Consider the following 14,085-nt stretch of genomic DNA (forward strand, 5'->3'; position numbering starts at 1 on the left):
TTTTTCTTCCCTGGATCTCATTTCTTCTTTCCCTCTCCTTCTTTCCTCACGATTTTCACAGAAAAAGGACCCGTCATCCCATCTCCTAACGATCCGGGATATTTGACAGGTCCTGCGGCTTTGCTTTATCTAGGCAAATACAATCTTGCTGAAATCAGCCAGCTGAAAGACAAATGCCGCAATAGAAGCGAGGAGCGCAAGGCGGTTCGCCTTTACCTTTTCATTTTCTACCATAACCATGACATTGTCGAAGAACGCGTCAATGGAAAGTTTAAGATCAGCCATTCGCTCCAGCGCCCTGGTGAAGTCTTGTCTCTCAAGAAGCTCCTGACCTTCCTGCTTCGCTGCAGTGAACGCTGTCCATAAATCGCGTTCTGCCTGTGTTTCGAACAGGGACGTATCCACTTCCTTGCTTGTTGCCTTCTGCGCCAGGTTGTTTACACGGTTGAACGATTCGACAATACCTTTAAAATTCTCATGGGCGACTGCACTCATGAGCACCTGAGCACGGGCCACTATTTCGGTTACACGGGTGGCATCGGCACTGAGTACGGCGTCGATAACATCGTAACGTACCTGCTGCTCCTGAAGCAGATTTTTCAAGCGCAGCGCAAAGAATTCGTACAAATCTTTTTTAATCTCCTCTTTGTCCCGTTTTAAGAGGGATTTGCCGTCCAAAATGGAGAGCGCCGTTTCAAATAGCACATCAAGTGAGATTGGCAGCTGTTTGTCGAGCAAAATCTGTACGATACCCGCAGCCTGTCTGCGCAGTGCATACGGGTCCTGTGAACCGGTCGGGATAATGCCAATGGCGAAACAGCCTACAACGGTATCGAGTTTATCGGCAATGCTGAGCACTGCGCCTTCATTCGTCTCAGGCAGTCTATCGCCGGCAAACCGCGGCAGATAGTGTTCGAAGATTGCACGCGCCACCGTCTCATCTTCACCGGCCAGGCGGGCGTAACGCTCACCCATAATGCCCTGCAGTTCCGGGAATTCATAGACCATCTGCGTCACGAGATCAAACTTGCTGATCGCGGCTGCTCTTTGCAGCTTTTCCGTTTCCGCTGCGGATAGTTTTGCCGCTCCGCCAATAGCAGTGGCGACTTCCTGAATGCGGCGAATTTTATCACCGATCGTACCCAGTTCCTCATGAAATACTACGTTTTCCAGACGTGCCAGCGCATCTTCGATTTTTAATTTTTGATCTTCTTGATAGAAGAAGCGTGCATCCGAGAGTCGGGCGCGCAGTACTTTTTCGTTTCCGCGCGCAACAGTTGCCAGATCCCTCTCATCTCCGTTGCGCACGGTGATAAAGTGCGGAAGCAAGTCGCCATTATCATTTTGCACCGGGAAGTAACGCTGATGTTCGCGCATGGACGTGACCAGCACTTCCTGCGGAATCTCCAGGTACTCTTCCTCAAAACTTCCATACAATACAGTCGGATACTCAACCAGATGAATGACTTCATCCAGTAACCCTTCATCAATCGGAACGGTCCACCCTTTTTCCGTTTCCAGATCTTTAATTTGTGCCAGGATGCGCTGTTTTCTTTCTGCCGGATCAACCAGGACGTATTGTTCCGCCAAGGCACTCACATAATCTTCCGGCTTTTCGATTTGTACCGGACGACCCAAAAAGCGGTGGCCCTGCGTTTCTTTCCCCGCTTTAATGCCGGTGATCTCCATCGGGATAACATCTGTGCCAAACAGCGCTACCAGCCAGCGGATCGGACGGACAAAGCGCAGGTCGTATGCACCCCAACGCATATTTTTCGGAAATGATAGCCCTGTAATAAGCTCTTGAAGCTGCGGAAGCAGGTCTGCCGTCGGCTGTCCCGCCTGGTGCTTGCGGGCAAACACATACTCAACACCGCCTACTTCCTGCAGGTATAAATCTTCCGGAGTCAGTCCCTTGCCGCGGGCGAAACCGAGCGCCGCTTTCGTCCATTCACCGTTTTCGTCGACTGCAATTTTTTTAGCCGGACCGCGCAGTTCTTCGTTGATGTCTTCCTGTTGTTCGTTTACGTCTTTCACCATAACTGCAAAGCGGCGGGGTGTTTCATAGCTTACTACTTCCCCGTAGGAAATACGGTTGGCACCGAGCCATTTCTCTACTTTTTCTTTTAATTGTTCACATGCGCCCACGATAAAACGGGCGGGCATTTCTTCCGTTCCTATCTCTAAGAATAACGTTCTGCTCATGACTTAAACCTCCTTCTTCAACATCGGGAACCCGAGTTCTTCCCGTACCTGATAGTATGTTTGCGCTACTTCGCGGGCCAGGTTGCGCACCCGGGCGATATAGCCGGTACGTTCGGTAACGCTGATAGCGCCGCGTGCGTCGAGCAGGTTGAATGTATGGGAACATTTCAGCACATAGTCATATGCGGGAAGCACGAGTTTCTGCTCCATGCAGCGTTTCGCTTCGGTCTCATATGTGCTGAAAAGATCAAACAGCATTCTGGCATCAGATACTTCAAACGTATATTTGGAGTGCTCATATTCGGCCTGCTTGAATACATCGCCGTACGTAAATCCGTTCACCCATTCAAGATCGAATACGTTCTCTTTGTCCTGAATATAAGAGGCGAGACGCTCAAGACCGTATGTAATCTCTACGGCAACCGGGTTACAATCGATGCCGCCCACCTGCTGGAAGTAGGTAAACTGAGTGATTTCCATGCCGTCAAGCCACACTTCCCAGCCGAGTCCCCAGGCTCCGAGCGTCGGGGATTCCCAGTTGTCCTCGACAAAGCGAATATCGTGCTGCAGCGGGTCGATCCCCAGCCCGCGCAGGCTATCAAGATACAATTCCTGAATGTTATCGGGTGACGGCTTCATGATGACCTGGAACTGGTGATGCTGATACAGGCGGTTCGGGTTCTCGCCGTAGCGGCCGTCCGCCGGGCGGCGGGAAGGCTCCACGTAAGCTACGTTCCACGGCTCAGGGCCGATGGAGCGCAAGAATGTCATCGGGTTCATCGTACCGGCGCCTTTTTCGACGTCGTACGGCTGGACGATAAGACAGTTTTGCTTTGCCCAGAAGTTTTGCAACGACAAGATAATGTCCTGGAAGTTCATAATCGTACCTCTCTTCTATAAAATTTTGAGTTAGGAATTTGAAGGTGCAGGGTGTACTGGTTTCTTTTCTGTAAAGAGATTGAACTCTCGAAACGGAAAATAAAAAACTCCCGTCCCTATGCAGCTAAAAAGAATTCATGCTACATAGGGACGGGAGCTTGGTTCCCGCGGTTCCACCCTATTTGAACGGTTTACCCGGTGTGTCCTGCGATTGGGTGCACAGCAAACGCATAAACCGCTCCACTCTTGCATACATATACGCTCGGGAGCGCCATTCGCCAGCGCGCACTACCGGGCTTGCACCGTCCCCGGCTCGCTTTCAGGTACACGTACCTGGCTACTTCTCTCCTTCATTGCGTAGTATTCAATTCATTGGATTTTGTAGATAAATATAAACGATTGCTTCCGTACTTGTCAACTTTTGTTCTCAGACTGCTCTGGCGCCGGACTGAGTCCCATCTGTTCCAATTGATCCAGGAAGCGACGCGACTTTAAATACAATCCTGTATAATCTTCCAGGAATGCATACAGAACACGGCGCAGCTGCTCCTTCGTCTCCTGCTTCACATTGATATTACCAAGCTGCGGCATATTGATATGCTGCAGCAAACGAAGAATTCTGACTGTACCAGGACCGACCGCCATAAGCGACGGATCGCCGCGCTGGCATGACTGACAGATAAAGCCGCCCTCACGGATGCTGACAAAGAAGGGCGCATCAGAAACACCGCAGCTCATACACACATCAAATTGCGGTCGACATCCGGCTACATACAGCATTTTCATCTCGAAAAGACGGGCGATGATGTCCGGGTCTTTACCTTCTTCCATCCACTTTAGCGCATGCAGCATCATCTCGAACAAATAATTGTTCGGCTCTTTGTCTTCCGTCAGGCGATCGAGCAGCTCCGTCAGATAGACCGCATAGGCCGTCTTCGTCAAATCTTCGCGGACAGCGCGGAATGAATGAATCAAATCCCCTTGCTGGAGCGAACCCATGCCCGAGCCGGCCCGGTAAAGAAAATAGCCGTACGTAAACAATTGCGATACGGCTGTAAAACGGCTTTTCGATTTTTTTGCGCCGCGGGCCATAATGCTGATCTTCCCCGCTTCACGCGTATAAACGGTCAAAATCTTGTTCGCCTCACCGTAATCGGTGGTGCGTACGACAACCCCTTCCGCCTTTCCAATCATCCGTATATTCTCCTCTATCGGCTGTCTTTACTTCATGCGCGAATGTTCTTCCGCAACGATGCCGTCCTTAGGCTCAATCATATCATCTAGGAATAACGCATCTTCATCTTCCGTATACAATAAATAGGCATCGATACTACCGGTCTGGGCAAAATAGTGCCAGAAAAAGTCCTTCATCATTCGTATCCACCCTTTCGGAAAAGATAAAGCATGAGTGACGAAACCCTACAATTAGCTTGGTCCGGGGCAATCAGCCTTATCCATTGGAAGTTTTACCAGCCCGGCGGCTATGCTTCATCATCGTAAAAGCCGAAATTCTTAAATAAATTTTCCTGGTTGCGCCAGTCTTTCTTTACTTTAATCCACAGGTTCAGATACACTTTCGTACCTAACAGACGCTCAATATCTTCCCTGGCCCGCATACCGATTTCCTTCATCATCGATCCCTGTTTACCGACAAGAATTCCCTTCTGCGTAGGTCGTTCTGTATAAATTGTAGCATAAATATCGATAAGATGCTCATTATCTTCACGCGGTTTCATCTGTTCTATGACAACAGCGATGGAATGCGGCACTTCTTCCCGGGTTAAATGCAGAACTTTCTCGCGAATAAGCTCCGCTACGACGAATCGCTCCGGATGATCCGTAATCTGGTCTGCAGGATAATACTGCGGCCCTTCCGGAAGGCGGGCAAGCAATTGCTCCATTAAGCGATTTACGTTATTTCCCTGCAGCGCAGATACCGGCACGATTTCTTCAAACGGATACAGCTCTTTGTACTGATCGATGAACGGAAGAAGCTCGTCCGGATGCACTTTGTCGATTTTGTTGATGACAAGATACACCGGCGTCCTCACTTCTTTTAACTTCTCAATGATATACTCGTCGCCCGGGCCGAGTTTCTCCGACGCGTCGACAAGGAACAGAATAACATCCACTTCGCGCAGCGCGTTCTCGACCGTCCGGTTCATATAATTGCCGAGCTTCGACTTCGGCTTATGCACACCCGGCGTATCGAGAAAAATAATCTGCCCTTCCTCCGAAGTATAGACGGCGCGGATTTTATTCCGCGTCGTCTGAGGTTTATCCGACATGATTGCGACTTTTTGTCCGACGATATAGTTCATCAGCGTCGACTTCCCGACATTCGGGCGGCCAACGATGGCTACGAATCCTGATTTGTATCCTTTGTTATCCATGTAAGTCCTCCTGGTTAAACGCTCCGGGCAAGAGTTCTGCCACGGTCATAATCTGGGTGTCCCCTTTCATGTTGCTCATTATCACTTCCATCTGCGGCGGGCACAGCTCGGAGATGACCTGGCGGCAGGCACCGCACGGAGAGCACGGTCCCGGCGTGTCGGCCACTACAGCAAGGCGCGCATATTCATGATCGCCTTCCGCGTATGCTGCAAACAATGCCGTTCTTTCCGCACAATTGCACAATGAATATGCGGCATTCTCAACATTACATCCGTGATACACTTTGCCTTCCTTAGTGAGCAGAGCCGCGCCTACTTTAAACTTAGAATACGGCGTATACGCTTTCTCACGTGCTTTTATTGCTTCTTTTATCAGAGCCTGATTATCCATGTTACTCGTCCTCCTTTTTTTCCGGGCGAAAACGCTCAACCAGAAGCCATACAACAAAGATAAACATCAGCGCAGCCACAAGGAAAAACACGGCATCTCCCCGCTCCTCTATATGTATTACCCTTCTTTCCCCGTTTTGTATAAACTGCAAGAGCGGTTCAAGAAATACATAAACCCCCACAAGAACGGAAAGGATAGCAGAAAGCAAAACCGCGCCGGCTGCCGCGTCCTTTGCCGCTTTTGCCAGCGGATGGCATCGGTCGCCCACCGTCAAATCGACGGATTTTTCAATTGCAGTATTTACCGTCTCCAAAATGAGCACAAGAAAAACAGAAAAAAAGACCAGCAAAACATCCCCTTTTGGAATGGACAGAAACCATCCCAAAAGGAGAACGAGCAACGCCATGGTGACATGGATTTGCATGTTTCGCTGAGTCCTCACGGTATTCCGTATTCCAGAGGTGGCATAGCCGAAGCTATTCATTAGCCGCCGCCATTCACTTTTTTTTCTCACATTGCACCCCGCCTATTCGCGCGTCAGGCGCACCCGATTCAAAATTTCCTCCTGACGGCCAAACATTTCCTTCTCCTGCGCTTCGGTTTCATGATCATATCCAATCAGATGAAGAAAGCCGTGCACTGCCAAAAAACCCATCTCACGCTCAAAGGAGTGGCCGTATTCTTCAGCCTGCTCTACCGCTTTTGGGATGGAAATAATAACGTCGCCAAGCATATTCGGCATCTCATCCATCTCTTCGTCAAGGAAGATTTCCATCTCGTCTTCGCCCGCTTCGTTCATCGCAAACGAAAGCACATCTGTCGGACGGTCAATGCCCCGATATTCACGGTTAAGTTCATGAATCCGCTCGTTATCCACGAATGTTACCGTTACTTCTCCCTCAACTTCTTCCACACGTGCCGCCTCTTCGAGCGCACGGCGCAAAAGATCAAGCAAGTCTTCCGACAGCTCCGGACTGTACTCCTGAATGAATTCTACATCTAGACTCATGCTTGTTTCACCGCCACCTGTTTATCGTCCGGATATTCGATCCGGTTATGGAAGAATCCCTGCAACGTCTCACAAATCGTGCGCGCCACGACTTCGAGCTCCTGCATTGTCAAATCACATTCGTTAAACTGCCCGTCTTCAAGGCGATCTGCGATAATCCGGCGCACAAGGTTCTCGATGCGTTCCGGTGTCGGACTCCCAAGTGATCGCACTGCCGCCTCGGCACTGTCACAGATGCCTACAATCGCCGTCTCGCGCGTCTGCGCTTTCGGTCCCGGATAACGGTATTCCACTTCCGGAATCGGCGTATCGGACGCCTTGGTTGCCTTATGATAAAAATACTTAAGCAGCGTCGTGCCATGGTGCTGCTGGGCAAAGTCGATAATCTGCTTTGGCAATCCATGCTCCTCAAGCATCCGTACCCCGTCTTCCACATGCGCAAGAATGATGCGCTTGCTTAGTCCCGGAGCCAGCGTATCATGCGGATTATCCCGGTTAATCTGATTCTCGATAAAGAAATGCGGACGCTTCATCTTGCCTACATCATGATAATATGCGCCTACCCTGGCCAGGAGACCATCGGCTCCTACCGCCTCGCATGCCGCCTCCGACAAACTGGCCACCATCATGCTGTGGTGGTATGTCCCCGGCGTCTCCATCAGCATCTTGCGCAGCAGAGGCTGGTTCGGATTGGACAGCTCAATTAAGCGCATCGGTGACAGGATACCAAACATTCCCTCAAACAGCGGAAGAAAACCGATGGTCAGTACCGCTGCCAGCACGCCGCTAACCGCGCCGAAAGCGTACTCGTTGACAAGCTCCTGCCAGTTGCCTGTCGAAGACACCAACAGATACAATGCGGAAATTGTAATCACATTCAGCGCCGAGACGATAAACCCTGCCTGAAGAATACGAGACCGCTTCGTCGCTTTGCCGAGCGAGTAGGCTCCCGCAACTCCGCTTATAAACCCATACAGAACATAGCGGAAATCAACCGGAAGTAAGCTCTCATAGTTGAAGATAATGCCCGAGGCAAAGGCGAACAGTACGCTGCAGATAACGGCCAATTGGGTATCAAGCAGAATAGCAATCAGCATCGAACCTAAAGCCACCGGTACTCCGTATCCGGGCGAGAAAATGTCTATCGTTTCGCCGGCACTTATCATCTTCATCACAAGAATGTTTAGAAAAATAATCAGTGCCAACATTAAGATATGAATATTGCTATTATAAATTTTGCGGTGTGCCTGGGACATATACATGTCGAGCAGCACCACGAAGAAACCAACGAACACTGCAAGCCCTAAAAACGGAAGCTTACTCGCATTACGCTCTAAGAGGCCCGCAGCATCCAGCTTGCGGTATACCTCTTCCGAGATGTACTGGTCTTTCTCCACCAGCACTTCGCCTTTGTAAATCATAATCGGCTTCACGGACCGGCGTACCGTTTCCTTCAGCGCATTGGTCGCCTCCTCGTTGATCGTCAGGTTCGGTACAATACTCGCTATCGCTACTTCCCTGACCACCTTGCGCGTTTTACTGTCCAGATCGACCAGGACAATCTGCTGATTTACCCGCTGCTGGATGAGCTCAGGATTCGTGGTTATTTTTTCGTCCACACCCTTTTGCATGATGGACGTTACCACTTTGGTCGTCTCCTTTGCAGCCGCATTTAGGGCGGGAGGAGGCATAGTCAGGAGCGCCTGCAGCGTATCCGTTGATAAGGAGAACGGAATATTTTCTTTAAGCTCTTTCATGCGGGCTTCTGGCGTCATGTCCTGCCTAGCCGCAAGCTCACCCGCTTTCTTGTAGATGAACGCGTCGAGCTTCACTTGGTGCATCGTAATCGTATCGTTGCGCGAATACACGGGCTGCACTTCGCTGACCGCTTTGGCACGCGCCTGTTCCGTCGCTTCCGTGTCCTCGACGGTAACCGGCGCCGTCAGCGTGACATCGCTTACGGTATTCACGTTCAAATCAAACGTTTTGGGCAGTACATCCCCCATGAGCGGCAAATAAATCATCAGGCCGAGGAAGAGAAACAGCAAACGGCGAATTGTCGCGCTGGTCTTCCACGATTCTGGGACGAAGAGATGCAATCCCCGTAATCTTGCTTTCATGTTGTACAACCCCTTCTGCGAGATGCTTATGCCCTCTTCGGGCTTCAGCTTTCGCTTTCCTGCTCGTAAGCAGTGATAACCTTCTGCACCAGCGGATGGCGCACTACATCCATCCCGGTCAGATAGACAAAGGAAATATCGTCGATTCCCTCAAGTTTCCGGACCGCATCCTGCAGACCAGACTTTTTGCCACGCGGCAGGTCTACCTGTGTCACATCTCCGGTGATGACCATTTTGGACCCAAAACCAAGACGTGTTAGAAACATTTTCATTTGTTCAGGCGTTGTATTCTGCGCTTCATCGAGAATGATAAATGAATCGTCCAATGTGCGGCCCCGCATATAGGCAAGCGGTGCAACTTCGATGATGCCCCGCTCCATGTATTTCGCCATATTTTCGGCGCTCAGCAAATCCTGCAGCGCGTCATACAGCGGACGCAAATACGGATCGACCTTCTCCTGCAGATCGCCCGGCAGAAACCCGAGGTTCTCCCCTGCTTCTACGGCCGGACGCGTCAACACAATCCGTTTGACCCGGTTAGCTTTGAGTGCAGTTACAGCCATAACTACGGCCAGGTATGTTTTCCCGGTACCGGCCGGACCGATACCGAACACGATGTCTCTTTTCTTGATGGATGTAACATAGTGGCGCTGTCCAAGCGTTTTGACGCGTATGGGTTTCCCCTTTACCGAGGTGGCGATGGGCTGATCGTATAACTCCATTAATTCTTCCAGCGCATCTTCTTTAGATAGTTGAATCGCGTACAATACATCCTGCAGAGATAGCTTAATTCCACGACGCAAAAGCGCGGCAAGCACCTGAATCAAGCGGGCATTCCGCTCTACCTCCTGCGCAAGACCCGTAATGGTAATCTCCTCGCTCCGGGCGAACATATGCGCCGGTGTGGCATTTTCAATTTCTTTTAAGTAGGAATCATGCGGGCCGAAAAGCTGACTGGCTTCTTCCGCACTTTCAAGCCGTATAGTTTTGCTTGTCTCTTCTACATGCAAAAGAACTCATTCTCCTTCGTAAGTAATAGGCTGTTCAACTGCGATATCTTCCACTACAACAAAATGCATCTTCATATAAACTTTACCATTCTCTTGCTTCTCGTGCAAAACTTTTTCCGTCTTGATGTAACCGCCCTTTTTCACTTGTTTTAACAAGTTCTCGCGCGCGTATTTCTTTCCGGTTTCCATCGCTTCTTTTTCGGTCAGCGTAACCTCAATCCACTCATTTTGACGTACGACCTCTTTCTTGATACCGAGCGGAAGCGAAACATTTCCCAGGGCAAACCAGCCCGTATCTTCCGTTTTAACGGACGCAGCATACGGCTCAGCGGTGAATCCCTGGATTTTCACCGGATAGTCACCGATAAGCAAGTAACGGTTGGTATAGCTTTCCCCGGTTAGCACCGGACGTTTTTGCTTCAGGGGAATCGTGACGACCGATTCGTACCACGTCTCCCCTTCCACCCTTCCTTTGGCCGGTACGAGCACCATCTGTCCTTCATTTCCGAGCGCGCCTGAAATCAACACATCTCCGGGCTTAACCCAATCGTTAATGCGCACCGTCGGACGTCCGCGCTCTGCGAAAATCGAATGGATCACCGCTTTTTTCGTCGCGATGATATGACGTGGACGTAAGTCCTCCTTCTTTTCGGGCAGTACTTTTTCGGCGACACGGATGACAGCGGTCGTACCCTTCACCTCAAAACCAATCCACGATGCCTGGGGCATGCGATTCATTAATTCGCGCTGCATCTGCTCGGCCTGCGGCAGACGGAATATGAGCACACCCGGCTTGACACCTGCTTGCTCTGCGGCCTGTTTAATCTGGTGGGTGGGTATTTTTTCGTTACCGATTACTTCTACACTCCACACGATATTAGACAGAAAGTAAACGCCGATGAAGAAAAAAAGGATACCTGCCGCAAACATAGAGCGCGTCCACATTTTACGCAGCAAAAAAGGAAAGCCCACCCTTTTTATAATCCGGGTACGGCACCCGGTTTCTTTCAAGAACGGTCTGATTTTATGGAAGCTCTCAAGAGGAAGGCTCAGATATGCCTCTTCCCCGTTTCGCCGAATGTCCCATACCTGAATGCCTTGTCCTACAATTCGATTTAAGAAGCGCTCAAGGCGCTTGCCGCGCACGCGTAAGACAAGATATCCTCCGAACCAGTTTCCCCCCTGATTCATCGTCGTCTCCCCCTTCCTTATTCATCCAAAAATATGACCTGGTCCACAACTCCTTCTACCAATACTTCTTCAGGTAAAATCGCTCGAATAATGAGATTCTGGCCTCGAATCAGGAGCTGCCCTTTCGTTAAAAGCAAACGGAGTTCCTGATTGCTGAACCAAAGGACTCCGCGATGGTTTTCGATATATATCTGCAGTTGGCCAATCATGGTGATGCGGGGCATTTCCATCGTTAAATCCTGCGGCATTTCGAGTGTACCGGTGGCAAATCGCCGCCATTTTTCTTTCCACTTTCTCATGCGTACGCCCCCTTTCCGCATTCGGCCATTCAAAACGTCTCTATTTTCACGTTATGCCGTATATAGCCGGAATATGATGGAGAAAATGGGGTGACCGTCCTTGCTTGTTTCTTTTCTACAAAGAAGTGCAAATGTCCGCGGATTAGCGGCTGAACGGGAACCGGCAAACATCTGTTGCTATGCAAATTTCTCGAATGTAAAAAGCCCCGCCTGCATTTTGCAGGCGGGGCTTTGTGTATACCTTATGACAACGATTCCTGAACAATTTTGTTAACCAGGGCTCCGTCAGCGCGGCCTTTGACCTTAGGCATCAGCGCGCCCATCACTTTCCCCATATCCTTCTTCGAAGAAGCGCCGGTTTGCTGAATAACCTCACTCACCAGTGTCCGAATCTCTTCTTCGCTTAATTGCTCAGGCATATATCCCATAAGTACATTAATTTCATCTCGTGCGGATGCTGCCAGATCTTCACGACCGGCTTTTTCGAATTCTTGGAGGGAATCGCGTCTTTGCTTTAGCTCACGAGTCAAGACAGTAAGCACTTCATCGTCAGACAGTTCTTTACCGTTGTTAATCTCTTCATTCTTGATAGAAGATTTCACCATACGGATGACGGAAAGTTTGAGCTTGTCTTTATCTTTCATCGCTTGCTTCATATCGTTGGTAAGACGATCGACGAGTCTCATTAACTATTCCTCCTAAAACTTACGCTTACGCGCTGCCTCAGACTTCTTCTTGCGTTTAATGCTTGGCTTCTCATAGTGTCTGCGCTTCTTTACTTCAGCAAGAACGCCATCTTTGGAGCAGTCACGTTTGAATCGACGTAGCGCTTGGTCTAACGACTCGTTTTTACGTACACGAACTTCTGCCATTTGTTTCCCCTCCCTCCGCCTTAACCATCAGTGACGACCCGAGAAGAGAAACATCTCCAAAAGTCGTCAAAAGACATTATATTATACAGAGATAGGCAGGTCAACCTTGTACGCCCATTTTTTTAGGTTCAAGCGAACAGGAAGTTGGAGGCATCTGTTTGGGCGCGAATCGCGTTATAATGAATACGATACAATTTATAAAAAGTGAAAACAGGGAGGACATCCTGTATGTTTACCGTACAAGAAATCGTAGAAATTACGGAAGGCACCCTGCTCCAGGGTGATGAAACCACCGAGATTACATCCGTTCATTTTGATTCGCGAAAACTGACGGACCGATCATTATTCGTGGCGCTGACCGGCGGCACACGGGACGGACACGAATTTCTGCCAAATGCCGCAAAGGCCGGAGCTTGCGCCGCATTTGTTTCCAACGAGACAAAAGCACGCGAAGCGGGGCTTGCGGATACGTTCGCGCTTATCCTTGTAAAGGATACGGAGAAAGCGTTCCAGCAAATTGCGCGCATCTACCGTAACCGTCTGTCGCTGCCGATCGCAGCCATCACCGGCAGCAACGGCAAGACGACGACAAAAGACATCCTGGCGCACTTATTGTCAGGACAAAAAAAGGTATATAAAACGTACAAGAATTTCAATAACCACCTCGGTGTCCCGCTCTCGCTCCTGCAGATCGAGCCGGACACCGAAGCGGCGGTGCTTGAACTCGGAATGAATCATGCGGGTGAGATTGACTTCCTCGCCGGACTGGTCCGCCCGACATTCAGCGTCATTACAAACGTAAACGATGCGCATATGGAGTTCTTCGACTCGAAAGAAATGATCGCCCAGGCAAAAGGCGAAATTCTCGGTCATACCGATCCGAAAGGCTTCGCCTGTCTGAACCAGGATAACGAACTCGTGGCCAATCTGGCGCACCTAAATCCAGGGAAAACATACTTCTACCATGTGCACCAGGAAGGGGAAGAACCACGGGCAGCCGATATTACGGCGTCCGCCATTTCATTTGATGAGCACGGCAGTCATTTTGTCGTTACAACCAATAAGGGAGAGCAATTTAAGTGCTTCATGCCGCTCTTCGGCGAACACAATATCTCAAACGCGCTGCCCGGTATTTTCATCGCCCTGCATCTGGGTCTCACACCGGAAGAGATCGTGAAGCAGCTGGCAACTCTTTCGATTTCTACCATGCGTTTTGAACGCGTAGACGGAGCGGGCGGCCTGCTTATCATTAACGACGCCTATAATGCCAGCCCTTCTTCCATGATTGCTTCGGTCCGGACGTTCCTGTCCATTTACCCGGAGCGAAAAAAAGTGCTGGTATTGGGTGACATGTTCGAGTTAGGTGCACAAAGCAAAGCCTACCACCAAGAAGTCGGTGAAGAGCTAAAGGCGATGAAGCAGGAGTTCGAGCTAGTTGCCATCGGCAAGGATGCGAAATTTCTGGCGGAAGGCTACGGCCCAGGTGCAAAGTACTTTACCGATAAAGAAGAAGCCGCTTCATACCTTGCCTCCTTCAAAAACGGGGACTATGCGCTTCTCTTGAAAGCATCACGCGGCATGGCGTTAGAAACCCTTTTGGATTCATTATGCTAAGCGGTACGAAGAAAACCACCATGGCATCTCAGCCGCAACCCCGACATGAAAATGAAGGGAAAGACAGTTGACTTTTGCGGTATGTATGGAAAAGAGAGAAGA

At 50.0% G+C, this 14,085-nt stretch carries 15 protein-coding genes; 1 reads left to right on the plus strand and 14 read right to left on the minus strand.

Features of this window, described 5'->3' with window-relative positions; genetic code table 11:
* Positions 1–129 precede the first annotated feature (129 nt).
* From glyS to rpsU, 14 genes are all read right to left on the minus strand, one after another.
* The gene (glyS, locus tag ADA01nite_RS03490; RefSeq protein ID WP_146808519.1) at positions 130–2,205 is read right to left on the minus strand and encodes a glycine--tRNA ligase subunit beta; all 2,076 of its coding nucleotides are present in this window, start codon (positions 2,203–2,205) and stop codon (positions 130–132) included.
* Positions 2,206–2,208: 3 nt separating this feature from the next.
* Entirely contained in the window at positions 2,209–3,084 is an 876-nt protein-coding gene (gene glyQ, locus ADA01nite_RS03495) for a glycine--tRNA ligase subunit alpha (protein WP_146808520.1), read from the minus strand.
* 414 nt (positions 3,085–3,498) lie between these two features.
* Positions 3,499–4,278: a DNA repair protein RecO gene (gene recO, locus ADA01nite_RS03500; RefSeq protein WP_146808521.1), complete on the minus strand. Its 780-nt coding sequence runs from the start codon at positions 4,276–4,278 to the stop codon at positions 3,499–3,501.
* A 27-nt stretch (positions 4,279–4,305) separates the two neighbouring features.
* Complete coding sequence (locus ADA01nite_RS03505; protein ID WP_246147207.1) at positions 4,306–4,458, minus strand: YqzL family protein; 153 nt, start codon at positions 4,456–4,458, stop codon at positions 4,306–4,308.
* Positions 4,459–4,565: 107 nt separating this feature from the next.
* A complete protein-coding gene (gene era / locus ADA01nite_RS03510) occupies positions 4,566–5,477 on the minus strand; it encodes a GTPase Era (RefSeq protein ID WP_146808522.1) in 912 nt (303 codons plus the stop codon).
* The gene (locus ADA01nite_RS03515; RefSeq protein WP_146808523.1) at positions 5,470–5,868 is read right to left on the minus strand and encodes a cytidine deaminase; all 399 of its coding nucleotides are present in this window, start codon (positions 5,866–5,868) and stop codon (positions 5,470–5,472) included. Before ADA01nite_RS03515 ends, era begins: the two co-directional genes overlap by 8 nt.
* Position 5,869: 1 nt before the next feature.
* The gene (locus ADA01nite_RS03520) at positions 5,870–6,382 is read right to left on the minus strand and encodes a diacylglycerol kinase (protein WP_307724476.1); all 513 of its coding nucleotides are present in this window, start codon (positions 6,380–6,382) and stop codon (positions 5,870–5,872) included.
* Between the two features lie 12 nt (positions 6,383–6,394).
* Positions 6,395–6,877 (minus strand): rRNA maturation RNase YbeY, encoded by a 483-nt coding sequence (ybeY, locus tag ADA01nite_RS03525; protein WP_146808524.1) that lies wholly within the window; start codon positions 6,875–6,877, stop codon positions 6,395–6,397.
* Complete coding sequence (locus ADA01nite_RS03530) at positions 6,874–8,997, minus strand: HD family phosphohydrolase (RefSeq protein WP_146808525.1); 2,124 nt, start codon at positions 8,995–8,997, stop codon at positions 6,874–6,876. Before ADA01nite_RS03530 ends, ybeY begins: the two co-directional genes overlap by 4 nt.
* A 44-nt stretch (positions 8,998–9,041) precedes the next feature.
* A complete protein-coding gene (locus ADA01nite_RS03535; RefSeq protein ID WP_146808526.1) occupies positions 9,042–10,007 on the minus strand; it encodes a PhoH family protein in 966 nt (321 codons plus the stop codon).
* A 6-nt stretch (positions 10,008–10,013) separates the two neighbouring features.
* Entirely contained in the window at positions 10,014–11,198 is a 1,185-nt protein-coding gene (gene yqfD, locus ADA01nite_RS03540; protein ID WP_146808527.1) for a sporulation protein YqfD, read from the minus strand.
* 17 nt (positions 11,199–11,215) lie between these two features.
* Positions 11,216–11,497 carry a sporulation protein YqfC gene (yqfC, locus tag ADA01nite_RS03545; RefSeq protein ID WP_146808528.1) on the minus strand — a complete coding sequence of 94 codons (282 nt, stop codon included), beginning with the start codon at positions 11,495–11,497 and terminating at the stop codon, positions 11,216–11,218.
* A 242-nt stretch (positions 11,498–11,739) separates the two neighbouring features.
* Positions 11,740–12,183 carry a GatB/YqeY domain-containing protein gene (locus tag ADA01nite_RS03550; RefSeq protein ID WP_146808529.1) on the minus strand — a complete coding sequence of 148 codons (444 nt, stop codon included), beginning with the start codon at positions 12,181–12,183 and terminating at the stop codon, positions 11,740–11,742.
* Between the two features lie 12 nt (positions 12,184–12,195).
* Positions 12,196–12,369: a 30S ribosomal protein S21 gene (rpsU, locus tag ADA01nite_RS03555; protein WP_040301847.1), complete on the minus strand. Its 174-nt coding sequence runs from the start codon at positions 12,367–12,369 to the stop codon at positions 12,196–12,198.
* Positions 12,370–12,597: 228 nt separating this feature from the next.
* Here rpsU and ADA01nite_RS03560 point away from each other — a divergent pair, with 228 nt between their 5' ends.
* Positions 12,598–13,983, plus strand: coding sequence for a UDP-N-acetylmuramoyl-tripeptide--D-alanyl-D-alanine ligase (locus ADA01nite_RS03560; protein WP_146808530.1), 1,386 nt, complete (start codon positions 12,598–12,600; stop codon positions 13,981–13,983).
* Positions 13,984–14,085: the final 102 nt, after the last annotated feature.

Origin of the sequence: Aneurinibacillus danicus (assembly GCF_007991215.1) — a bacterium.
GTDB classification, from domain to species: Bacteria; Bacillota; Bacilli; order Aneurinibacillales; family Aneurinibacillaceae; genus Aneurinibacillus; species Aneurinibacillus danicus.